Below are 21,123 nucleotides of genomic sequence, written 5' to 3'. Positions count from 1 at the left end.
GCAGGAAGGAGGATCGGCGTGCAGATCAGAACCGCCGAGATCGAGGGACACGGGCCGGAGCAACGGGGAGCGGAGATCGGAACGCGCTTCGGCGCCGAGATCCGCGACACAGTCGCGAGATACCTCGAGTTCTTCGCGCTGAGCGGGCTCTCACGGGCCCGGGTCGACGGGATCGCGGAGCGCAGCCTCGCGGCCCTGCGCGCCTGGGCTCCCGGCCTCGCGCAGGAGATCGAAGCCACGGCGGCGGCGGGTGGCGTGCCGACTCTCGAACTCGCGGCGCTCAACGCGCGCACCGAGATCCTCGCCGCGGGCGAACCCGATCGCGAAGGGGAATGCTCCACCCTGGTCCTCGCGCCGGAAAGCGCTCGATCCCCGCTGACCCTGCAGACCTGGGACTGGCACGCGGACCTGTGCCCGACCGGACTGCTGCTCTCCGTCGCCCCCGATCCCCCGGAGGCCGAGCGCGGTCGTGGTCGTGGCCGCGTGGGTCGCGTGGGGCGCGTGCGGCTGTTCACCGAAGCGGGGATGCTCGGAAAGATCGGCGTCAACGATGCCGGACTCGGGGTCCACTTCAACATCCTGCATCACGCGAGCGACACGGACGCCGGCGGAGTGCCCGTGCACGCGATCGCGCGCCGGGTGCTGGACGAGGCGAGCACCGTCGAGGAGGCCGCGTCGATCATCAGGTCCGCTCCGGTGAGCGCGTCGACGGTGCTCACCGTCGTGGCCGACCGCGGTGCACGGCGTGCGGTCTGCTTCGAGATCTCGCCGGAGCGGGTCGCCGAGGTGCTCCCGGACCCCGACGGGGTGCTCGTGCACACCAATCACTTCTTGGCGCCCGAGCTCGCCGCGGGAGAAGCCGCGAGCGCCGCCTCCACGACGCGGACGCGGTTCGCGCACCTCTCGCGGATCGGGGGCCTCGGGGATCTGCGCGGCGCCGGGGCGAGCATCGAGGAACGGGCCGCTGATTTCTGCGGGCCCGAGGGTGCGCACGCGCCGGTGTGCATGCGGCCGGACCCGTCGCTGCCGCCGCACGATCAGTGGACGACGCTGCTGACGATCGGCCTGGACCTCGAACGGGGCCGGCTCGAATACCGGGCGGGATCGCCCGCGGAGCTCGTCGCTCGCGGAGCCGAGCGCTTCGGAGACTAGCGACCCGAGCTGTCCTGCTCTCCCCTCGAGCGTGTCTGGTGTGAGCGCTCCGATTTGAGCGCTCCCGGTTTGAGCGTGTTGTCGAGAAGGCCGGGCCTCCCGACTCCGGTTTTCCGCATGGGTCGCTGCCGCCGCGCGGATCCTGCCCCTCTGGCTGTCCTGCTCTCCTGTCGAGTGGCGCCAAACCGCTGTTTCGCAGGGCGCGAAGGAGCGGTTTGGCGCCACTCGATGCAGGTTTCGGGCGAGGGGTGGCTCGTCCGCGGGCCCGCGAGCCCGCGAGCTACGCGCGGGCGCGGAGGCGTGCGCGGGCGATCAGCGCGGCGGCTCCCGCGAGCAGCAGGATGCCCGCAGCGGGAAGCGCGAGGCCGTCCGCGGGGGTGCCGGTCTGCGCGAGCGAGCCCTGGCCCTTGGCACCGGCTCCCGTCCCGTCTGCCGCCCCGTTCGCGCCCGCCGACGTGCTGCCGGTCGCCGATCCCTTCGCGTCCGAGCTCGATCCACCCGAATCGCTCGACCCGTTCGCGTTCGCACCGGCGTTCGCACTCGCCTCGGCGCCCGAACCGACCCCGACGAACGTGATCGACGCGGTCTGCGGTGCGGTCGCGACGCCGAGCTCGGCTCCGTTCGCATCGACGGCGGTCGCGATGATCCGCAGAGCGAAGGTCTGCGAGCCCTTCGCGACGGTGCGGGTCGTCTGCAGCTGCAGGGTGCCGCCGGGGGCGACGACCGCGTTGGACGCCGGATCCGAAGCCGCCGCTGCGGACGAGACCGACGCATCGGAGGCGATCCGGAACCCGGTGAGCGGGGTGCTACCGGTGTTGGTCACGGTCACGGTGATCCCGGCCTGCGAACCCGCGGGGACCTGCGGGTTCGTGGTGCCGGTCGATCCGGTGGCGCGCGCCGCGGCCGAGAACGAGGGGATCCCGGTGATGCTCATGGCGAGGTCGGTGAAACCGCCGTCATCGTTCCACCGCGTGTCCGCCGTGCGGGTGAAGGTGGTGCGGAAGCGCGGGGACTCGGCCGGCGAATCGCAGGTGTCGCCGGTCGCGGTCGACGCCGAGGACTTCACGAGTCCCTGCGCCAGGTCCAGCGTTCCGAAGATGCCGCCCTCGCACTCGTACGAGCCCCAGATGTCGGTGGGCGCCGCGGGCGCCTCGGCGGATCCGGCCCCGCTGTGCGCCGTGCCCGCGAGGGTGATCGCGCCGGTCGCGAAGTCGATGGTGGATCCGGTCGTGAAGTAGGAGTACCGCACGCCGGCGGCGTTGCGTCCGTCGGAGGTCGCGGCGCTCGTATCGAGCAGGCTGGCTCCGAGCTGCCCGATCACCTCGCCGGTGCGGGCGGCGCGATCCACGACGAGCGCGGTCTTCTCCTCCACGCCGAAGCTGCGGTCGTGGCCCGTGGCGATCGCGAGGCGCACGATGCGGGGCTGGCGGTCGCGGCGCGCGAAGTGGGAGTCGAGCATGCCCTCGGTGAAGAAGCCGAAGCCGCCCGACGGGATCGAGGCGAGACGGTCGTCCTCGAACCAGCCGACGGTCGCGCCGTCGCGCCACGAGGGGTAGGGGTCCCCGCCCGAGATCATGTCGGCGCCCTGCTGGATCGTGAGGCCGGCGCTCGTGCCGGCGGTCACGCCGCCCGACTCGACGACCCCGCGGATCGCGGCCATGACTGGGGTGTCGGTGCAGGAGGTGAACGCGTAGATGTCGGCCGCGGCCTGGTCGGGCGCGGTGCAGTCCATGAACGCGCGGACGTAGTTGATCTGATCGCCGCCGCCGAAGTAGACGGCGTCGGAGTCGCGCACCTCCTGCGCGACGGCGGCGCTCTTCGCGTTGTCGGCGCTGTAGGGATCGCCGGGGTAGTCCTCCCCGGGGTTCACGTCGACGGGCACCGGGTACACGTCGGCGCCGTGCGCGGCGAACCAGTCGGAGTAGTAGAGACCGTTGGCGGTCGCGTTGTCGTAGGTGTTGCCGTCGGCCGCTTCGGTGGCGTTCGGCGCGACCTCCGAGGCGGTCGTGACGATCGCGATGCGGGGCTTCTTGTCGCCCGCGTGCTGCTTCGCGAGGTCGACGATCCGCTGGATGATCGCCTCGCTGTTGGCCTCGCCCGGCTTGATGGCTCCGCCGATCAGCACGATGCTGCCGTTCTGCGCGGTGGACGCCGTCGGCGTAGCCGGTGCCGCCGGTGCGTTCGGCTCGGCGGCGCGCGGCTGCGGTGCGGCCGTCGCGGCGGGGGCGATGGCGGTGGCGCAGAGCGCGCCCGCGGTGAGCGCGACGGCGACGGCGGTGCCGAGGCGCGCGCGGCGTGGGGGAAGGGGCATGCGGGATCTCCGGTCTCGTCGTTGAGGGGTGGACGGCGCAAGTATTTCACGCAAACCGAATGCCTGCAATAATCGAAACAAACATTTCAAGACCGGTGGCGACCGCGTCGGTGGAGCCTCCGTCGATAGACTGACGGCGTTTCACGTGCAACGCGGCGCTCAGGCGGCCCGCGCTGCCGGTACGGGCAGACCCGCGGCGCCGCTCGCTCGCGCGGCGGGCGCCGGACGGAGAGGATGCGACGCATGACAGGATCTCGCGAGGCGAACGGGCCGGCAGCGGAGGCGCTGCCGGGCACCGACTCCGTGGCGGCGCGGATCCGCGAACGCATGGGCGACTGCACGCCCTCCGAGCGCAAGGTCGCCCGCACTCTGCTCGCCGCCTACCCCGTCGCCGGCTTCGAGACCGTCGCCGGGCTCGCCGAGCTCGCCGAGGTCAGCGGCGCCACCGTCGTTCGCTTCACCACCCGCCTCGGCTACAGCGGGTTCCCCGACTTCCAGCGCGCGCTGCGCGGCGAGCTCGAGCAGCGCAGCGCGTCGCCCATGGCGCTCTACGAGCGCACCGGACTCGCGCGTCGCGCCGTCGCGCCCGGTGATCTCGCGGGGCTGGCCGAGGATCCGGTCGAGGATCTGCGCGCCACGTTCGCGAGCCTCTCCGACCACGATTTCGGCACGACGGTCGAGGCGATCGCCAACCCCAAGCACCGGGTCTGGCTCGTGGGCGGCCGCTACAGCACCTTCCTCGCCGAGTATCTCGCCGCCAGCCTGCAGCAGCTCCGCCCCGCGGTGCAGATGGTGCCGACGATGGCCAGCCTGCGCGCCGCGGCAGTCACCGGTTTCGACGCGAAGGATGTCGTGATCGCGTTCGATTTCCGCCGCTACGAGGCCGCCACCCGATCCGTCGTGCAGCTCGCGAAGGCACGCAAGTCGACCGTCGTGGTCGTCACCGACCGCTGGGTGTCGCCGTGCGCGACCGATGCCGACGCCGTGCTCACGAGCGTCGCCTCCGAGCGCGGCCCCTTCGATTCCGTACTGCCCGTCATGGCGCTCATCGAGGCGCTGTTCGAGACCCTCGTCACCCGCATCGGCGATCCGGCCCGCGACCGGATCGCCCGCATCGAGCGGACGGCGCAGCAGCTCGAGGTGATCTGAGGCGGGGCGGCGGCCTGAACCGGTTCGCGCACCGATCCATCCGCAATCGTCGCTTCGCTCCGATCGCTCCCGCCAGAACCGCCAGGCGACGCGAACCGGTTCAGGCCGCCGCCTCGCCTCAGATCAGATCGGACCCACGATTCAGCGCACCGCCGAGAGGAACGCGCGGGTTCGCTCGTGCTGCGGATCCCCGAGGACCTCGGCCGGAGTGCCCTGCTCGATGATCTGCCCGCCGTGCATGAACACGACCCGGTCGGCGACCTCGCGGGCGAAGCCCATCTCGTGCGTCACGACGATCATGGTCATGCCCGACGCGGCGAGGTCCCGCATCACCTTCAGCACGTCGCCGACGAGCTCCGGGTCGAGTGCCGAGGTCGGCTCGTCGAACAGCATGAGCTTCGGCTCCATGCAGAGGGCGCGCGCGATCGCGACGCGCTGCTGCTGACCGCCCGAGAGCTGCCGCGGGTACGACTTCGCCTTGTCGGCGAGACCGACCTGGTCGAGCAGCGCGAGCGCGCGCGGCAGCACCTCCGACGTCTTCTGCTTCAGCACGGTGCGCGGCGCGAGCATGATGTTCTCGAGCACCGTCATGTGCCCGAACAGGTTGAAGTGCTGGAACACCATGCCGGTCTGGGTGCGATCCTGGCAGATGTCGTTGTGGCTCTTCTCGTGCAGGGTGCGGCCGCGCAGCTCGTAGCCGACGACGTCGCCGTCGATCCAGATGCGGCCGCCGTCGAGCTTCTCGAGGTGGTTGATGCAGCGCAGCAGCGTGCTCTTGCCGGATCCGGACGCGCCGATGAGGCAGACGACCTCGCCGCGCTGCACTTCGAGGTCGACGCCCTGCAGCACCTGCAGGGATCCGAAGTGCTTGCGCACGCCGGCGGTGCGCACCATGGGTTCGCCCGGGGCCGCGATCCCGGCCCCGGCGGTGGTGATCGTATCGGTGCTCACAGCGTGGCCGCCTTTCCGGTCGCCTCGGGGGCGTGGACCCGCATCGCCTTGCGCAGGCGGTCGATCCACGAGGTCGGGGCGTGGCGGGAGGTGCCGCGCGAGAAGCGGCGCTCCAGCCAGCCCTGCCCGAGGGTGAACACGGTCGTCATGATGATGTACCAGAGGCTCGCGACGATCAGCATCGGGATCACCTGGAAGTTCTTCGCGTAGATCACCTGCGTGGAGTACAGCAGCTCGGAGACGGCGAGCACGCTGACCAGCGAGGTCTGCTTGAGCATGCCGATCGCCTCGTTGCCGGTCGGCGGAATGATGACGCGCATCGCCTGCGGCAGCACGACCTTCAGCATGGTCTGCATGCGGTTGAGGCCGAGCGCGCCCGCGGCCTCGCTCTGCCCGGCATCGACCGACAGGATCCCGGCGCGCACGATCTCGGACATGTACGCGGCCTCGTTGAGGCCGAGACCGAGGATCGCGGCCATGAGCGGCGTCACGATCTGGTTCGCGTCGAGGTGCAGGCCGGGGATCCCGAAGGTGATGTCGGGGTAGAGCGCGGCGAGGTTGTACCAGAGCAGGAGCTGCACCAGCACGGGGGTGCCGCGGAACGCGAACACGTAGAACCCGGCGGCGGCGCGCACCACCGGGTTCACGGAGAGGCGCATCACCGCGAGGATGATGCCCAGCACGATGCCGAGCAGCATGCAGACGACGGTGAGGAGCAGCGTGATCTGGATCCCGCGGGCGATGGAGACGTCGCGGAAATAGAGTCCGATGACGTCCCAGTGGAAGCGGGGGTTCGTGACCGCCGAGTACAGCAGCAGGCCGAACAGGGCGATGATGACGATCGCCGAGACCCAGCGCCACGGGTACTTCTTGTTGGCGATCGCGTAGTCCTCGTCCGCGCGCAGCGGTTTCACGGAGGTACTGCTCATGTCGATGCGTCCTTCGAGTGGTGGGGCCTGGGGTCGACTACTGGACGGGGACCTGATCCGGGGACACGTAGTTGCTCTCGTTGATGCCCCACTTGGCGAAGGCCTGCTTGTAGGCGTTCGTGGTGACGAGCTTCTCGAACGCGGCGGTGACGGCCGGGGTCAGCGCGGATCCCTTGGGCAGTACGAGTCCGGTCGGCTTGGGGGCGTAGTCGCCGCCCGCCGCGAGCTCGAACGCGCCGGTCTTCTTCGCCTGGTAGCCGAGCCCGGTCGCGCCGGAGGAGACGGCCTCGACGCGGCCCGAGCTGAGGGCGGTGATCGCCTTGTCGGATCCCGGGAAGAGCTTGATGTCGATGGCCTTCTTGCCGGCCTTCGTGCACTCCTCACTGAATGCGGGCAGGATCTCCTGGCCCTGCGTGGTGCCCGACTCTGCGCCGATGGTGCGCCCGCAGAGGCTCATGGCCTCCATCTTGAGCTTGTCGGGGTTGCCGGTCGGCACGGCGAGCCCGCTGCCCGACTGGTGGTAGACGACGAAGTCGGCGTTCTTCTTGCGCTCGTCGGTGACCGAGAAGGCCGACATCGACATGTCGTACTTGCCAGAAGAGAGGCCGGGGATGATGGCGTCGAAGCCGGACGGCGTGAACTCGACCTTGAGGCCGAGCAGCTGGCCGACGGAGTCGGCGAGGTCGACGTCGAGACCGATGAAGGTCTTGTTGTCGTCGGCGTAGCCCTCGAAGGGGAGGTAGGTGGGGTCGGTGGCGATGCGCAGCGTGCCGCGCTTCGACACGTCGGCGGGGAGCAGCTTCTGCGCGGATGCGTCGACGCTGAGCTTCTCGATGGTGTCGGGGGCCTGGGTGGACGCGGTCTTGCCGTCCGTCTGCTTCGCGGATTCCTCGGCGGCGTTGGTGCAGCCGGTCAGGGTGAGCGCGAGGATCGCCGACGCGGCGAGAGCCGCGGGCGCGAGGCGGGGGAGGTGCATGGTGGTCCTTTCTCGACACTGAGGTGAGCAAAGTGTTTCATGTAGAACGATTGATCGCAATCTCTGAAATATTCGTTACGGCTTCGTGATGCGGGTTTCGCGGCTGGCGCGACGTCGAAACCTGTGTTTCACTGTTGGGTATTCAGATCGCTAGTGACGCGATCGTTTCAGTAAATCCGTAGATCCGTGGACGATGGGGACCCCGTAGGTATGCGCGCAGGCGAGCTGCTCGAACGAGCTCAGACGATGCAGGAGGACTACGCGCGGGATCTCGCCGCGCTGGTCGCGATCGATTCGGGATCCGACGACCCCGACGGAGTGAACCGGGTCGCCGACTGGATCGAAACCCGGCTGCGCAGCCTCGGCTTCGCGGTGTCGCGCAGCTCCACCGACCCCGCCTACGGCGATGTGCTCGTGGGGCGCCGTCGAGGGGCGGGCTCCGGCACCGTCGTGCTGTTCGGGCACATGGACACCGTGTTCGAGCGCGGCGATGCCGTCCAGCGGCCGTTCTCGATCGACGCGGACGGCCTCGCGCACGGTCCCGGCGTGTGCGACGACAAGGCCGGCGTCGTCGCAGGCCTGCACGCGGCGGCGCACCTCATCGCCGCGGGCGACGAGCGCTACGGCGAACTCGTGCTCGTGTTCACGCCCGACGAGGAGATCGGCTCGCCCGTCGGCGGTCCGGCGCTGCAGTCGGTCGCCCGAGGCGCAGACGTCGCGCTGTGCCTCGAGTGCGCACGCGAGAACGGCGACCTGGTGCTCGCGCGCAAGGGTGCCGTCGACCTCGTGCTGGAGGTCGACGGCGTGGCCGCGCACTCCGGCATCGAACCCGAGCGGGGCGTGCATGCCGGGCTGGAGGCCGCGCATCTCACCGTGTTCCTGCAGGCGCTCGCGGATCCCGCCGCGCGGCTCACCGTCAACGTGGGCATGCTGCGGGCCGGGGAGCGCACCAACGTGGTGCCCGATCGCGCCGTGCTGCACGTCGAGGCGCGCGCCGCCGAGGCCGCGGTGCTGAACGGGGTCATCGACCGGATCCGTGCGCGTTGCGCCGATCCGGCGGTGCCCGGCGCCCGGATCACGGTGCGCGAAGTCGACCATTGCCCACCGATGGAAGCAGGCTCCGGCGCGCTGCGGGTCGGCGACCTGGCGCTCGAGGTCGCGGGGGAGCTCGGCTTCGCGCCGGCGCTCGCGCGGACCGGCGGAGTGTCGGACGCGAACCGGGTCGCCGCGCTGGGCGTGCCGACGCTCGACGGGCTGGGCCCGGTCGGTGGCGGAGACCACAGCCCCGTCGAATGGCTCGACCTCGCGAGCGTGCCGCAGCGCGTGGCGCTGCTCGCGACCCTCGTCGAAGAAGCACCCGCGCTGCTCCGCGGCGAAGGGTGAGGAACCTCTCCCTCCCTGCCTCGCCCTTTCCCTCACTCTTCTTCATCGAGTGGCGCCAAACGTCGGGAATGGCGCTCGATAGGAGCTGTTCGACGCCACTCGATGAGGGGCGCGGGCGTTGGCGCGCGCGTGCGTTCGCGTGCGTTCGGGTGTGCGGGGAGCAGAGGCTGACAGGATGAGGGCCATGCCCTGGATGCGCGCGCTACCGATCGAGACCGAGCGTCTGCACCTGGAACCGCTTCGCGTCGAGCACGCGGTCGAGATGCAGTCGGTGCTGTCGTCACCCGAGCTGTACGTCTTCACCGGAGGAGAGCCCCCGACCGAGGGCGATCTGCGGGCCAGGTACCTCCGGCAGTCCGCAGGACAGTCGCCGGCGGGTGACGCGGGGTGGCTGAACTGGATCATCCGGAGACGGGACACGCGATCCGCTGTCGGGTACGTCCAGGCCACGGTCTCGGAAACGGACGGAGCGATGGTCGCCGACGCGGCCTGGGTGCTCGGTGTCTCGGAGCAAGGGGCGGGCTTCGCAACCGAGGCGGCCGGGGCCATGCTCGACTGGCTGCGCCGACAGGAGGTATCGGCCGTCGTCGCGTGCATCCACCCCGAGAACCTCGCCTCCGCCAGGGTCGCTCGGCGCCTCGGCTTCACCCGGACGGAGCGCACGATCGACGGCGAATCGGTGTGGGAGCTGCGGAGCTGAACCTCCACCACCCAGCTTCCTCGCCCATCCTTCGCGGTCCCACGTCGAGAGGCGGCAAACGGCTGGAACAGCGACCCCGATGGAGCGGAATGACGCCACTCGGCGGGCACGGGCACGCGGAGACGCGCGCATTCTCGGCAGCACGCGCACGCGAAGGGCGCGCGCTGAGAGGCCCGGGCACACGGAGAGGCCCGCGAACCCGCTGCGGGGTTCGCGGGCCTCTCCGAATATGCGGGCCTTCATTCGTTCAGACGCCCGAGGTCACGCCACCGGCCACGCGTTGTCGGCCTCGCGTCGTCGCGCTCGGACCCTCGCGCTCAGACCGTCGTGTGCAGATCCTCGCGTTTCAGGCCTTCGCGCTCATGCGATCGGTGTCGGCGTCAGCGAATGAAACCGATGCGGTCGTAGACGCGATCGAGTGTGGCGGTTGCCACCTCGTTCGCGCGGTCGGCGCCCTTCGCCAGCAGGCGGTCGAGCTCGGCCGGGTCCGCGAGCAGCTCTTCGGTGCGTTCGCGGATCGGGGTGAAGGTCTCGTCGACGACCTCGGCCAGCGCCTTCTTGAGGTCGCCGTATCCGCGACCCTCGAACTCCTGCTCGATCGACTCGATCATGCGCCCGGTGAGCACCGAGTAGATGGTGAGCAGGTTCGAGACGCCGGGCTTGTTCTCGCGGTCGTAGCGGATCTCACCGTCGGCGTCGGTGACTGCGCGCATGATCTTCTTGCGCGTCACGTTCGCGGGGTCGAGCACCTTGATGAGGCCCGCCTCGCTCTCGGCCGACTTCGACATCTTCGCCTCGGGGTTCTGCAGGTCGTAGACCTTCGCGGTGCCCTTCTGGATCTGCGCCTCGGGCACCACGAAGGTGTCGCCGAAGCGGCTGTTGAAGCGGGTCGCGAGGTCGCGCGTCAGCTCGACGTGCTGACGCTGGTCCTCGCCCACGGGCACGATGTCGGTCTGGTAGAGCAGGATGTCCGCTGCCATGAGGATCGGGTAGGTGAACAGCCCGACCGAGGACGCGTCGGCGCCGTGCTTCTGCGACTTGTCCTTGAACTGGGTCATGCGGCTCGCCTCGCCGAAGCCCGTGATGGTGTTGAGCACCCAGGCGAGCTCGGTGTGCGCGGACACCTGCGACTGCACGAACAGGGTCGACCGCTCGGGATCGATGCCGGCGGCGATGTACTGCGCGGCGGTCCGGCGGGTGCGGGCCGCGAGCTCGGCCGGGTCCTGCGGGACCGTGATGGCGTGCAGGTTCACGACGCAGAAGAACGCGTCGAAGCTCTGCTGCATGTTGACCCACTGGGTCAGCGCGCCGATGTAGTTGCCGAGCTGCAGCGAGTCGGACGAGGGCTGCATGCCCGAGAAGAGGACGGGTTTGGTGTGCGAAGTCATGAGTGTCTCCCGCGGCCGATGCGCGGCCGCGTCAGGTGAGGGATTCGGAGGGTCTGCGAGGACCCCGGGGGAGCGTGCCCGTTGTTAGGCGCCGACTCGGTAGTCGACGACGACGGGAGCGTGATCCGACCATCGCTCGTCGTAGGAGGCGGCGCGATCGATCACGTAGTTCTCGACCCGCTCGCCGAGCTGCGGGGTGACCACGTGGTAGTCGATACGCCAGCCCGTGTCGTTGTCGAAGGCCTGGCCGCGGTTGGACCACCAGGAGTACGGGCCGTCGACCTCGCCGGCCCAGCGGCGCCCCACGTCGATCCAGCCGTGGCCGACGCCCTCTGAACCGTCGACGCCGACGACGGTCTCGCCGCGCGGCCCGAAGAAGCGGTCGAAGTAGGCCCGCTCGCGGGGCAGGAAGCCGGAACGCTTCACGTTGCCCTTCCAGTTCTTGATGTCGAACTCGCGGTGGCCGACATTGAAGTCGCCCACGATGGTGACGAGTTCGCGCTCTGCGGCCAGCTGGTCGAGGCGCACGCCCATCGCGTCGAGGAAGGCCCACTTGGCCTCCTGACGGGGAGTATCGACCTCGCCCGAGTGGGTGTAGTTGCTGATCACCGTGACGAGCTCGCCGCCCACCTCGAAATCAGCTTCGATCCAACGCCCGCTCGACTGGATCTGCTCCTGATCCTCCGCGGAGCCGAGGCCGACGCGGTGCGCGACGGCCGGCACCCGGCTGGCGATGGCGACGCCCGCACGGCCCTTGATGTTGCAGGGGTCGTGCAGGATCTGCCACTCGTCGCCGAAGAGTTCTGCCAGGTGGCTGTCGTCTGCCCGGACCTCCTGCATGGCGAGCACATCGACGCCGCGCGAGGTGAGCCAGTCGCCCATGCCCTTGCGGAAAGCGGCACGGACACCGTTGACGTTGACGGATGCGACACGCAGGGTTTGGGTCATGCCCACCATCCTAATTGGCGCCGCTGACATCCGGATATGGGAGGTGCGGTCGGAACGGACCGTCCCGACCGCACCTCCCGGTCAGGCGGGCTCGACGGGGAGCCGGAGCTCGCACCTGGCGCTCGTCCCCGTGAACTCCAGATAGCGGACGATCGACGGCCCCGGCCGCAACCGCCACGGCTGCGAGGGGAACCAGTCGGCGGCCGTCGCCGCCCATACCTGTTGGAGAGTCTCCGGGAAGGGGCCGTCGGCGGCGAACACGGCCCAGCGGCCGGCCTCCACCCGGATCGCGTCGAGATCGTCCGGCACGGGGGTCGTCGCTTCGAGGGCGACGCCGTGCAGATAGGTGAGCATCGATCCTTCCGGGGCCTCCGGGTCGATTCCGGCGGTGACCGCGAGGATCCCGGACGGATCGGCGTCGCCGAGGCGCTTGAGCCGGTCGTGCTCCTCCGGCGGGATCCCGGCGATGTGCTCCTGGATCTTCGGGTTGACGCCCGAGTGCACGAGCGGGACCTCGGTCGAGTACCCCGCGAGCACGAGCTCGGGCTGCTGGATGATGGTGACGTCCATCGGGATCCTTCCTTCGACGCTCAGGCGGAACCTGAGCACGGCCTGGGTGCGGAGCGGGCCGCCGTTCCGTACGGCTTCGGCGGGGGCGATGCCGTGCACCGCTCGAAACGCTCGACCGAAGGCCTCGGTCGATCCGTAGCCGCAGCGCACGGCGACGTCGAGCACCCGGGCCTCGCCCGTGGCGAGCTCCGCCCCGGCTCGGGCCATGCGGCGCCGCTTCGCGTATTCCGAGAACGGCATGCCCGCGAGCGAGGAGAACATCCGACGGAGGTGGTACTCCGTCGTGGCGTGCTCGGCGGCGACCGCGGCGACGTCGAACTCCGCGCCGAGGTCCCGCTCGACGAGGTCCGTCAGCGCGTTGAGCGCAGCGATCATGGGCTGCTCCTTTCCGTTCCCCTTCATCGTCGCCGATTGTGCAGAGCGGTGCCCGATCGTTCCGGTCCGACTCGATCGGGTGCCGGTTCCACTTGCTCGGATCCGATGTCGGACCCCGGGCGTAGGATGAGCGCGTTCTTCTCACGAAAGGCAGCGATGCGCACAACTGAAATCCGTCCATGGGCCGCTCTCTGGTCCATGGTGCTGGGCTTCTTCATGATCCTGATGGACACGACGATCGTGTCGGTCGCGAACCCCTCGATCATGCTCGGACTCGGCACGACCATGAACGCCACGCTGTGGGCCACGAGCGCCTACCTGCTCGCGTACGCGGTCCCGCTGCTCATCACGGGCCGCTTGGGCGACCGCTTCGGCCCGCGTCGTCTCTACCTCATCGGTCTCGTCGTCTTCACGCTCTCCTCGCTCGCCTGCGGCCTGTCGACCGAGATCGGCTCGCTCATCATCGCCCGCGTCTTCCAGGGGCTCGGCGCCGCACTCATGACCCCGCAGACCATGGCGGTCATCACGCGCATCTTCCCGCCGCGCCAGCGGGGATCCGCGATGGCCGTCTGGGGCATCACCGCGGGCGTCGCGACCCTGGTCGGCCCCATCCTGGGCGGCTTCCTGCTCGACGCGCTGAGCTGGGAGTGGATCTTCTTTATCAACGTGCCCGTCGGCATCGTCGGCTTCATCCTCGCGATGCGGTACGTGCCGAAGCTCGAGACCCACGCGCACCGCTTCGACTGGGTGGGCGTCGTGCTGAGCGCGCTCGGCATGTTCCTGCTCGTCTTCGGCATCCAGGAGGGCGAGACCTACGACTGGGGCATCATCTGGGGGCCCATCTCGGTCTGGCTGCTCATCATCGCCGGGGCCGTCGTGCTCGCGCTCTTCGTGGTCTGGCAGGCCGTGCAGAAGGGCGAGCCGCTGCTGCCGCTCAGCATCTTCCGCGACCGCAACTTCTCGGTCGGCACCGGCGCCATCACCACGGTGGGGCTGTCGGTCACCGCCATGGGTCTGCCGCTGATGTTCTACTTCCAGCTGGTGCGCGGACTCACCCCGACGCAGTCGGCGCTCATGCTGGTGCCGATGGCGCTGCTCTCCGCGGGCCTCGCGCGACCGGTCGGCCTGCTCATCGACCGTAGCGACCCCCGACGCCTCTCGACCATCGGCCTCGCGGTGTTCGCCGCGGGCATGCTGCTCTACATCCTGCTGATGAAGCCCGACACCGACATCTGGCTGCTGCTCATCCCGAGCGCGGTCCTGGGCGTCGCCAACGCCTTCATGTGGGGGCCGCTCGCGTCCATCACCACCTTCGGTCTGCCGCCGCAGCTGGCCGGCGCCGGCTCCGGCGTCTACAACACCAGCCGCCAGGTCGGCGCGGTGCTCGGCTCGGCGCTCATGGCCGTGATCATGCAGGCCCGACTCACCTCCCACCTCGGTGCCGCGGGTGCCTCGGGATCCGAGCACGGCACGCTCTCGCAGCTGCCCGAGCAGGTTCGGGAGCCCTTCGCGCAGGCCATGGCCGAGTCGCTCTACCTGCCGGTGGGAGCGATCGTCATCGGCGTGGTCGTCACGCTGCTCTTCGGCGCGCGCCCCGCGTCGACCCGCAGCACCCCGGTCGTCGGGGAGGCCGACGACGCCGCTGCCGAGGCGTCGGCCGACGCCCCCGCGCAGCGCGCCGAGTAGCGCGCGTCTCTCGACGCGCGAGGCGGGCACCGGGATCGACCGGCGCGAGGCGGGCACCGGGATCGACCGGTGCCCGCCTCACGCGTTTCCGGCCGGCGCGCGTTTCCCGCCGACTCTGTTCCGGACGTAGGGGGCGATCCCGGTCATCCGAAGCGCGCGCTATTCGGCGCGGTGCTTCGCGACCAGCCGACGACCCTGCGCGCGGCCGATCAGCATCCAGACCCAGCCGACGACGCACAGCCCGGCCACGACGAACGCGATGATCGTGAAGGTCATGGGCGTGCCGACCGATGACGCCGGCGTGTGACCCGCGGCGATCGCATCCTCGAGCCCGCGGCGGAACCAGAACGCCGAGGCGGCGATCGCGACGGCCGGCCCGAGGAGTCCGACCGCGAAGCCGCTCAGCAGCACGGCGCCGACGGTGCCGAGGAGCGCGACGGGCAGACCGAGCGATCGAGCGTCGTTGGTCGCGCAGCTGCCGCCGCCGCAGTCCCACTCGATCAGGTCCGCCGCGTAGGCGAAGCTGTAGCCGGCCCAGCAGGAGAGCGCGAGCAGCAGGATCGAGGCGATGAGGAACAGCGGTCTGCGGTATCGGGTCAGGATGGCACGCACGGGACGAGGCTAGCGGCGCTCGATCCACGTGTCACATACGCTTGAAGGAACGAGCAGTTCAGAAGGAGCCAACCGCATGATCCTCGCATTCTCCGTCGCCCCGAGCGGGGTCGGCCCCGCAGGTCCCGCCATGAACGAGGACGGGTCGGTGTCGGCCGCCGTCGCGGCGGCGGTGCGCGTGGTGCGCGAGTCGGGTCTGCCGAACCGGACGAGTTCGATGTTCACCGAGATCGAGGGCGAGTGGGACGAGGTGTTCGACGTGGTGAAGCGCGCCACCGAGGCCGTCGCACCCTTCGGGTCGCGCATCTCCCTCGTCATGAAGGCAGATATCCGCCCCGGTCACGTGGGCGAGATCGATGGCAAGCTCGAGCGCCTCGAGCGGGCGATCGACGCCGCGGAGTAGTCCCGCCGCACCGCCGCGCGATCCCCGCTACTCGGGCACCGTGATGTCGGCCACGGTCGCGTCGTAGGCGCGGATCAGGTCGTCGGCATCGACGAACAGGCTGAAACCGTGCGCGCCCGCTCCCATGGCCACCCGCTGCCCGACGATCGTCTCGTCGGCGAACACCGGCCACGCGGTGGAGCTGCCGACGGGGGTGATGGTGCCGCGCTCGTACCCGGTCGCCTCGAGCGCGAGCTCCGCCTCGGGCAGTCGGAGCTTGTTCACCCCGACGACGGCCCGCAGCTTCGGCCACGAGATAGACCGCCCACCGGGGACGAGGGCGAAGAGATAGGAGCCGTCGGAGCGCTTCACGACCAGGGTCTTGACGATCCCCGAGGGATCGATGCCGAGCAGCTCCGCCGCCTCCGGAAGGGAGCGGGCGGCCGGGCGTTCGCGGATCTCGATCTCGAGGCCGCGTTCGGCGGCCGCCTCCCGCACTCGGGCGTGCTGTTCCGGCATGGATCCCCCTCCGATTTCGACGGACCTCTATCATCCTCCCAGGAAGGGGATCGTCGTCGCCGGGCGGTGGGCGCCCCGCCCGCTGTCGGCAGTCTCACAGCGTCCGCGCAGCTTCCTCATTCGGGGTCCGAGCATGCTGATCTGCGGTACCCCGCACGTCCTCGTCGATCGGAACATCTATGGATTGGCTGCTGAAGCACCCGCTGACCAGCCCGCGAGTCATGCTCGCCGCGGCGATCGTCATGGGCGTGTTCGCGCTCTACCTGCTGATCCGGCCGACCTGGAAGCGGACCCTGCTCTCGATCATCGGTGCCGTCGTCGGCGGCGGCATCGGCGCGCTCGTGTTCTGGTGGGTGGTGGACGCGCAGAACATCTTCGGCGTCGATCTCTCGCAGGTGGTCCGCCTCTGGACGATCATCGGCTTCGCCGGGCTCGGGCTCGCCATCGTGAACCTGTTCAAGTCGCGCTGGTGGCGCAAGGCCGTCGCGATCATCGCGATCCCGGCGATGCTCGCGACGTCGGCGGTCGGGATCAACGCCGACTTCGGCGCCTACCAGACGCTGAACGAGGTCATCGGCGGGGTCAAGTTCGCCCAGCTGAAGGACACGACCGGGCAGCGGGGCGAGGTCGTGAAGGGCATGGTCGACTACTCCACGTGGCGCGCCCCCGCCGACATGCCGAAACAGGGGCAGATCGGGCAGGTTCCCATCGCCGGTGCCGTGTCGCACTTCAAGGCGCGACCCGCTGTGATTTATCTGCCGCCGGCCGCGCTCGTGAAGAACCCGCCCGTGCTCCCCGTGCTGATCGCGCTGTCGGGCCAGCCGGGGAGCCCGGGTACTCCGTTCTCCTCGGGTGCGCTCGGTCGGACCCTCGACGAGTACGCGGCGGCGCACAACGGCCTCGCGCCGATCGTGATCTCGCCGGACCAGCTGACCGACCCCGCGGTGAACCCGATGTGCGTCGACTCGAAGAAGTTCGGCAACTCGGAGACCTATCTCACTCAAGACGTGACCAACTGGGTGAAGGCGAACTACCGCGTCAGCAGCGATCCTCGGATGTGGGCCGTGACCGGCTTCTCGCAGGGCGGAACCTGCACGACGCAGCTCGTCGCCAAGTTCCCCCAGCTGTACGGTTCGGGCATCTCGGTCCAGGGCCAGATCGGGCCTATCCTGAACACTGTGCCGAACACCATCGCCGAGGGCTTCGACGGCTCGAAGGCCGCCTACGAGGCCGCGCAGCCGCGCGCGATCATGCAGGCCAACGCACCCTACCGCGACACGATGATGATCTACGGGGTCGGCACCACGGATCACAAGTACACCAAGTACGCGCACGAACTGCATCAGGCCTCGGTCGCGGCGGGCATGGACTCGCAGCTGATGGAGGAGCCGACGGGGCACGACTGGCGCACGGTGACGAGCGTGTTCGAACAGGCCATCCCGATCCTGGCGAAGCGAATGGGGCTCGACGCCGGATGAGTATGGGCAGGCCCGGCGGGGGAGGACGCGGCGGCGGAGGCGGTCGAGTTTCGGCGGCCGATGCCGACGCGCAGCGCGAGCTGAACCGCCAGGCCCCCGTGGTCCCCGATCTCGGGAAACGCATCATCGCGCTGTTCCGGCCCTATCGCCGGCAGCTCGTCGTGATCGCGGCCCTCGTGCTCGTCGCCGCTGCGCTCTCCGTCATCCCGCCGCTCATCACGCAGCGCGTCTTCGACGATGCGCTGTTCCCCAAGGACGGGCATCCGCAGCTGACGCTGCTCGCCTGGCTGGTCGGCGGCATGATCGCGGTGTTCGTGGCCTCGTCCGGGCTGGGCGTGGTGCAGACGCTGATCACGGCCCGGGTCGGCAACCGGGTCATGGGCGACCTCCGAGAGCGGCTGTTCTCGCACCTGCAGTCGATGGAGCTGGGCTTCTTCACCCGGACCAAGACGGGCGTGATCCAGTCCCGCCTGCAGAACGACGTCGGCGGCGTGGCCAACGTGCTGACCAATACGGTCTCGAACATCGTGGGCAACACGGTCACGGTGATCGCCGCGCTCGTGGCCATGCTGATGCTCAGCTGGCAGCTGACCCTGATCGCGATCGTGCTGCTGCCCGTCCTGGTCATCGCGCAGCGGCGGGTCGGCCAGGTGCGGGCCAAGATCGCCGGCCAGACTCAGGAATCGTTGTCGGAGATGACCGCGATCACGCAGGAGGCGCTCTCGATCTCGGGAGTGCTGCTCGCGAAGACGTACTCGCGCCAGGGCGCCGAGACCGAGCGCTACGCGGCCGAGAACCGCAACCAGATCGGCCTCCAGGTGCGGCTGACCATGAGCGGCCAGGCGTTCTTCGCGATGGTGCAGGTGTTCATGTCGGCCGTGCCCGCGATCGTGTACCTCGTCTCGGGCTGGCTCATCGCCTCCGCCCAGGGGCAGGGGTTCGACGCCGGCATCACGGCGGGAACGATTGTGGCCTTCACCACCGTGCAGTCCCGGCTGCTGTTCCCGATGATGGCGCTGCTGCGGATCGCGCTCGACCTGCAGACCTCGCAGGCCCTGTTCGCCCGCATCTTCGAGTACCTGGACCTCCGCCCCCGGATCGTCGACGCGCCCGACGCGAGGCCGATCCCGGAGGAGCCGGGTCTCGCGGGCCGGGTCGAGCTCGATCGGGTGTCGTTCGCCTACGAGGATGCGGCGGAGGACGCGCCGCCGACGCTCGACCGCGTGTCGTTCGAGGTCGCCCCCGGCGAGTTCGTCGCGCTGGTCGGCGCGTCGGGATCCGGCAAGACGACGATCGGGTCCCTGATCCCTCGCCTCTACGACGTGACCGACGGCGCCCTGCGGGTCTCGGGCGTCGACGTGCGCGAGCTGCAGCACGATTCGCTCATGGCCGACATCGGCGTGGTCACCCAGGAGCCCTACCTCTTCCACGCGACGATCGCCGAGAACCTGCGGTACGGCAAGCCGGATGCGAGCGACGAGGAGCTGGAGGCGGCCGCGCGCATGGCCAACATCCATGCGACCATCGCCTCCTTCGCCGAGGGCTACGACACGGTGGTCGGGGAGCGGGGCTACCGGTTGTCCGGCGGAGAGAAGCAGCGCATCGCGATCGCGCGCGTGCTGCTCAAGAACCCGAGGATCCTGATCCTCGACGAGGCGACGAGCGCGCTCGACACCGTGAGCGAGCGGATCGTGCAGCAGGCGCTCGACGGCGCCCGCAGCGGGCGCACCACGATCGCGATCGCGCACCGCCTGTCGACCATCGTCGATGCCGACCGCATCTACGTGCTGGGCGCGGGCCGTGTGCTCGAGCGGGGCACCCACGACGAACTGCTGGCCGCGGGAGGCGCGTACGCCGAGCTGTATGCGGCCCAGGCCGGGCGGGACCGCGTCGGAGAAGTGGAATAATCGGGATCGTGCAGCCGATCACCCAGTCGCACCGGCTTCGCGGTGTGCGGTACGACGTCCGAGGCCCGATCCTGCAGGAGGCCGAGCGGCTCGAACGCGCCGGCCACCGGATCCTGAAGCTGAACATCGGCAACCCGGCGCCGTTCGGCTTCGACGCGCCGCCCGAGATCGTCGAGGCGATCCGGGCCGCGCTTCCGCACGCGCAGGGGTACAGCGCGTCGCAGGGGATCCCCGAGGCCCGCGAGGCCGTCGCCCGCCGCTACGTCGAGGAGGGGATCGCCGACGTCGGCCCCGAGGACGTATTCATCGGCAACGGCGTCAGCGAGATGATCTCCCTCGTGCTGCAGGCGCTCGTGAGCCCCGGCGACGAGATCCTGGTGCCCGCACCCGACTACCCGCTGTGGACCGCGCAGGTGACGCTGTCGGGCGGGGACGCCGTGCACTACCCGTGCGACGAGGCGAACGGCTGGGTGCCCGACCTCGCCCGCATCGAGGAGCTCATCACGCCGCGCACGCGGGGGATCGTACTGATCAACCCCAACAATCCGACCGGAGCGGTCTACCCCGCTGAACTCGTGCGGGGCTTCGCGGCGCTCGCCGAGCGGCACGGCCTCGTGCTGTTCGCCGACGAGATCTACGAGCGGATCCTCTACGACGGTGCGGTGCACGAGCACGCGGCGAAGCACGTGAGCGAGACGCTCTGCCTCACCTTCAGCGGCCTGTCGAAGGCGCAGCGCATCGCCGGGTTCCGCTCGGGCTGGGTGGTGGCCTCCGGCAACCGCGCACGGGCGGCGGACTTCCTCGAGGGGCTGACGCTGCTCGCCAACATGCGCATGTGCGCGAACGTGCCCGCGCAGTACGCGATCCCGGTCGCGCTCGCGCCCGAGTGGCGGGATTCGGGGATCGGCGAGCTCTGCGCGCCGGGCGGGCGGTTGCGCGAGCAACGCGATACGGCGCACCGTCTGCTGACCGCGATCCCCGGGGTGAGCTGCGCGCTCCCCGGGGGAGCGATGTACCTGTTCCCGAAGCTCGATCCCGAGGTCTACCCCATCGCCGACGACCAGGCGTTCGTGATCGATCTGCTCCGCGCGACCCGGGTGCTCGTGACCAACGGCCGCGGCTTCAACCTGCCCACGCCGGACCATCTGCGGTTCGTCTCGCTGCCCGAGGTCGGCGTGCTCTCCGAGGCGATCGGGCGGATCGCGGAGTTCCTCGAGGGTGTGCGGAACGGGGCACGGGCGTGAGCGTCCGCGTGCTCGCCGTCGGGAAGAAGCACGAGGGCTGGGTGGTCGACGGGATCTCCCGCTACGAGAAGCGACTGCGCAAACCCTTCGATACCTCCTGGCAGCTGCTGCCGCACTCCTCACGCGACGGCGAGGCGGCCCGCGCCGAGGAATCGGACCGGATCCTCGGAAAGCTCGGCGCCGATGAATTCGTGGTGCTGCTCGATGAGCGCGGGCGCAATCTGGATTCCCCGGAGCTGTCGCGCGCGCTGCGCGAGGCCTTCGACCGTTCGCGGCCGGTCGCGCTCGTGATCGGCGGGGCGTTCGGCGTCGACGACCGCGTGCGGGACCGCGCCGATCTCGTGTGGAGCCTGTCGCGCTTGGTGTTCCCGCACCAGCTCGTCCGACTGATTGTCGCCGAGCAGCTCTATCGGGCGCAGGAGATCGCCGGCGGCCGCCCGTACCACCACGTCTGAGCACGGGG

At 69.9% G+C, this 21,123-nt stretch carries 19 protein-coding genes; 10 read left to right on the top strand and 9 right to left on the bottom strand.

Features of this window, described 5'->3' with window-relative positions; all coding sequences use genetic code 11:
• The first annotated feature begins 18 nt into the window (after positions 1-18).
• A complete protein-coding gene (locus tag BMH31_RS02590; RefSeq protein ID WP_099722563.1) occupies positions 19-1,152 on the top strand; it encodes a C45 family peptidase in 1,134 nt (377 codons plus the stop codon).
• 280 nt (positions 1,153-1,432) lie between these two features.
• On the opposite strand, the gene BMH31_RS02585 is transcribed toward BMH31_RS02590, so the two are convergent.
• Complete coding sequence (locus BMH31_RS02585) at positions 1,433-3,463, bottom strand: cyanophycinase (protein ID WP_099722562.1); 2,031 nt, start codon at positions 3,461-3,463, stop codon at positions 1,433-1,435.
• A gap of 243 nt (positions 3,464-3,706) precedes the next feature.
• On the opposite strand from BMH31_RS02585, the gene BMH31_RS02580 reads away from it, so the two are divergent.
• Positions 3,707-4,612: a MurR/RpiR family transcriptional regulator gene (locus BMH31_RS02580; RefSeq protein ID WP_099722561.1), complete on the top strand. Its 906-nt coding sequence runs from the start codon at positions 3,707-3,709 to the stop codon at positions 4,610-4,612.
• Positions 4,613-4,753: 141 nt separating this feature from the next.
• Here BMH31_RS02580 and BMH31_RS02575 read toward each other — a convergent pair whose 3' ends face one another.
• From BMH31_RS02575 to BMH31_RS02565, 3 genes are read right to left on the bottom strand one after another with little or no spacing between them, the layout of a single operon-like run.
• The gene (locus tag BMH31_RS02575) at positions 4,754-5,506 is read right to left on the bottom strand and encodes an amino acid ABC transporter ATP-binding protein (protein WP_099722578.1); all 753 of its coding nucleotides are present in this window, start codon (positions 5,504-5,506) and stop codon (positions 4,754-4,756) included.
• Between the two features lie 53 nt (positions 5,507-5,559).
• Complete coding sequence (locus tag BMH31_RS02570; protein ID WP_099722560.1) at positions 5,560-6,492, bottom strand: amino acid ABC transporter permease; 933 nt, start codon at positions 6,490-6,492, stop codon at positions 5,560-5,562.
• Between the two features lie 37 nt (positions 6,493-6,529).
• Positions 6,530-7,468 (bottom strand): ABC transporter substrate-binding protein, encoded by a 939-nt coding sequence (locus BMH31_RS02565; protein WP_099722559.1) that lies wholly within the window; start codon positions 7,466-7,468, stop codon positions 6,530-6,532.
• A 210-nt stretch (positions 7,469-7,678) separates the two neighbouring features.
• Here BMH31_RS02565 and BMH31_RS02560 point away from each other — a divergent pair, with 210 nt between their 5' ends.
• Both BMH31_RS02560 and BMH31_RS02555 read left to right on the top strand, forming a co-directional pair.
• Complete coding sequence (locus tag BMH31_RS02560) at positions 7,679-8,851, top strand: M20/M25/M40 family metallo-hydrolase (RefSeq protein WP_099722558.1); 1,173 nt, start codon at positions 7,679-7,681, stop codon at positions 8,849-8,851.
• Between the two features lie 184 nt (positions 8,852-9,035).
• Positions 9,036-9,551: a GNAT family N-acetyltransferase gene (locus BMH31_RS02555; protein ID WP_199068098.1), complete on the top strand. Its 516-nt coding sequence runs from the start codon at positions 9,036-9,038 to the stop codon at positions 9,549-9,551.
• A 380-nt stretch (positions 9,552-9,931) separates the two neighbouring features.
• Here the strand turns inward: BMH31_RS02555 and trpS are convergent, their stop codons facing one another.
• The 3 genes from trpS to BMH31_RS02540 form a co-directional block, all read right to left on the bottom strand.
• Positions 9,932-10,939 carry a tryptophan--tRNA ligase gene (gene trpS, locus BMH31_RS02550; RefSeq protein ID WP_099722557.1) on the bottom strand — a complete coding sequence of 336 codons (1,008 nt, stop codon included), beginning with the start codon at positions 10,937-10,939 and terminating at the stop codon, positions 9,932-9,934.
• Positions 10,940-11,023: 84 nt separating this feature from the next.
• Entirely contained in the window at positions 11,024-11,887 is an 864-nt protein-coding gene (locus BMH31_RS02545) for an exodeoxyribonuclease III (RefSeq protein ID WP_099722556.1), read from the bottom strand.
• A gap of 81 nt (positions 11,888-11,968) precedes the next feature.
• Entirely contained in the window at positions 11,969-12,832 is an 864-nt protein-coding gene (locus tag BMH31_RS02540; protein WP_099722555.1) for an AraC family transcriptional regulator, read from the bottom strand.
• Positions 12,833-12,988: 156 nt separating this feature from the next.
• Here BMH31_RS02540 and BMH31_RS02535 point away from each other — a divergent pair, with 156 nt between their 5' ends.
• Positions 12,989-14,518 carry a DHA2 family efflux MFS transporter permease subunit gene (locus tag BMH31_RS02535; RefSeq protein WP_199068101.1) on the top strand — a complete coding sequence of 510 codons (1,530 nt, stop codon included), beginning with the start codon at positions 12,989-12,991 and terminating at the stop codon, positions 14,516-14,518.
• 159 nt (positions 14,519-14,677) lie between these two features.
• On the opposite strand, the gene BMH31_RS02530 is transcribed toward BMH31_RS02535, so the two are convergent.
• On the bottom strand, positions 14,678-15,130 hold the full coding sequence (locus BMH31_RS02530; RefSeq protein WP_199068104.1) for a hypothetical protein: 453 nt from the start codon (positions 15,128-15,130) through the stop codon (positions 14,678-14,680).
• A gap of 76 nt (positions 15,131-15,206) precedes the next feature.
• Here BMH31_RS02530 and BMH31_RS02525 point away from each other — a divergent pair, with 76 nt between their 5' ends.
• Positions 15,207-15,533 (top strand): thiamine-binding protein, encoded by a 327-nt coding sequence (locus tag BMH31_RS02525; protein ID WP_046454689.1) that lies wholly within the window; start codon positions 15,207-15,209, stop codon positions 15,531-15,533.
• A gap of 27 nt (positions 15,534-15,560) precedes the next feature.
• Here the strand turns inward: BMH31_RS02525 and BMH31_RS02520 are convergent, their stop codons facing one another.
• Complete coding sequence (locus tag BMH31_RS02520; protein WP_099722553.1) at positions 15,561-16,031, bottom strand: YbaK/EbsC family protein; 471 nt, start codon at positions 16,029-16,031, stop codon at positions 15,561-15,563.
• Between the two features lie 179 nt (positions 16,032-16,210).
• Here BMH31_RS02520 and BMH31_RS02515 point away from each other — a divergent pair, with 179 nt between their 5' ends.
• Genes BMH31_RS02515 through BMH31_RS02500 form a run of 4 tightly spaced genes read left to right on the top strand, consistent with a single transcriptional unit; the run spans position 16,211 to position 21,115 of the window.
• Complete coding sequence (locus BMH31_RS02515; RefSeq protein ID WP_099722552.1) at positions 16,211-17,509, top strand: alpha/beta hydrolase-fold protein; 1,299 nt, start codon at positions 16,211-16,213, stop codon at positions 17,507-17,509.
• A 2-nt stretch (positions 17,510-17,511) separates the two neighbouring features.
• Complete coding sequence (locus BMH31_RS02510; protein ID WP_099722551.1) at positions 17,512-19,416, top strand: ABC transporter ATP-binding protein; 1,905 nt, start codon at positions 17,512-17,514, stop codon at positions 19,414-19,416.
• 8 nt (positions 19,417-19,424) lie between these two features.
• On the top strand, positions 19,425-20,660 hold the full coding sequence (locus BMH31_RS02505) for a pyridoxal phosphate-dependent aminotransferase (RefSeq protein WP_099722550.1): 1,236 nt from the start codon (positions 19,425-19,427) through the stop codon (positions 20,658-20,660).
• Positions 20,657-21,115: a 23S rRNA (pseudouridine(1915)-N(3))-methyltransferase RlmH gene (locus BMH31_RS02500; RefSeq protein WP_199068107.1), complete on the top strand. Its 459-nt coding sequence runs from the start codon at positions 20,657-20,659 to the stop codon at positions 21,113-21,115. The genes BMH31_RS02505 and BMH31_RS02500 overlap by 4 nt, the downstream gene beginning before the upstream one ends.
• Positions 21,116-21,123 lie beyond the last annotated feature (8 nt).

This window comes from Leucobacter sp. OLIS6 (genome assembly GCF_002752355.1).
Lineage (GTDB): Bacteria > Actinomycetota > Actinomycetes > Actinomycetales > Microbacteriaceae > Leucobacter.
Note: the sequence above shows the minus strand (reverse complement) of the source record. Positions and strands in the feature narration are given on the sequence as shown.

Bases quoted from the DNA above. Each gene is read 5' to 3' on its own strand.
- BMH31_RS02585 (WP_099722562.1), bottom strand. From the start codon at position 3,463: ATGCCCCTTCCCCCACGCCGCGCGCGCCTCGGCACCGCCGTCGCCGTC.
- BMH31_RS02580 (WP_099722561.1), top strand. From the start codon at position 3,707: ATGACAGGATCTCGCGAGGCGAACGGGCCGGCAGCGGAGGCGCTGCCG.
- BMH31_RS02575 (WP_099722578.1), bottom strand. From the start codon at position 5,506: ATGGTGCGCACCGCCGGCGTGCGCAAGCACTTCGGATCCCTGCAGGTG.
- BMH31_RS02570 (WP_099722560.1), bottom strand. From the start codon at position 6,492: ATGAGCAGTACCTCCGTGAAACCGCTGCGCGCGGACGAGGACTACGCG.
- BMH31_RS02565 (WP_099722559.1), bottom strand. From the start codon at position 7,468: ATGCACCTCCCCCGCCTCGCGCCCGCGGCTCTCGCCGCGTCGGCGATC.
- BMH31_RS02560 (WP_099722558.1), top strand. From the start codon at position 7,679: ATGCGCGCAGGCGAGCTGCTCGAACGAGCTCAGACGATGCAGGAGGAC.
- BMH31_RS02555 (WP_199068098.1), top strand. From the start codon at position 9,036: ATGCCCTGGATGCGCGCGCTACCGATCGAGACCGAGCGTCTGCACCTG.
- trpS (WP_099722557.1), bottom strand. From the start codon at position 10,939: ATGACTTCGCACACCAAACCCGTCCTCTTCTCGGGCATGCAGCCCTCG.
- BMH31_RS02545 (WP_099722556.1), bottom strand. From the start codon at position 11,887: ATGACCCAAACCCTGCGTGTCGCATCCGTCAACGTCAACGGTGTCCGT.
- BMH31_RS02540 (WP_099722555.1), bottom strand. From the start codon at position 12,832: ATGATCGCTGCGCTCAACGCGCTGACGGACCTCGTCGAGCGGGACCTC.
- BMH31_RS02535 (WP_199068101.1), top strand. From the start codon at position 12,989: ATGCGCACAACTGAAATCCGTCCATGGGCCGCTCTCTGGTCCATGGTG.
- BMH31_RS02525 (WP_046454689.1), top strand. From the start codon at position 15,207: ATGATCCTCGCATTCTCCGTCGCCCCGAGCGGGGTCGGCCCCGCAGGT.
- BMH31_RS02520 (WP_099722553.1), bottom strand. From the start codon at position 16,031: ATGCCGGAACAGCACGCCCGAGTGCGGGAGGCGGCCGCCGAACGCGGC.
- BMH31_RS02515 (WP_099722552.1), top strand. From the start codon at position 16,211: ATGGATTGGCTGCTGAAGCACCCGCTGACCAGCCCGCGAGTCATGCTC.
- BMH31_RS02510 (WP_099722551.1), top strand. From the start codon at position 17,512: ATGGGCAGGCCCGGCGGGGGAGGACGCGGCGGCGGAGGCGGTCGAGTT.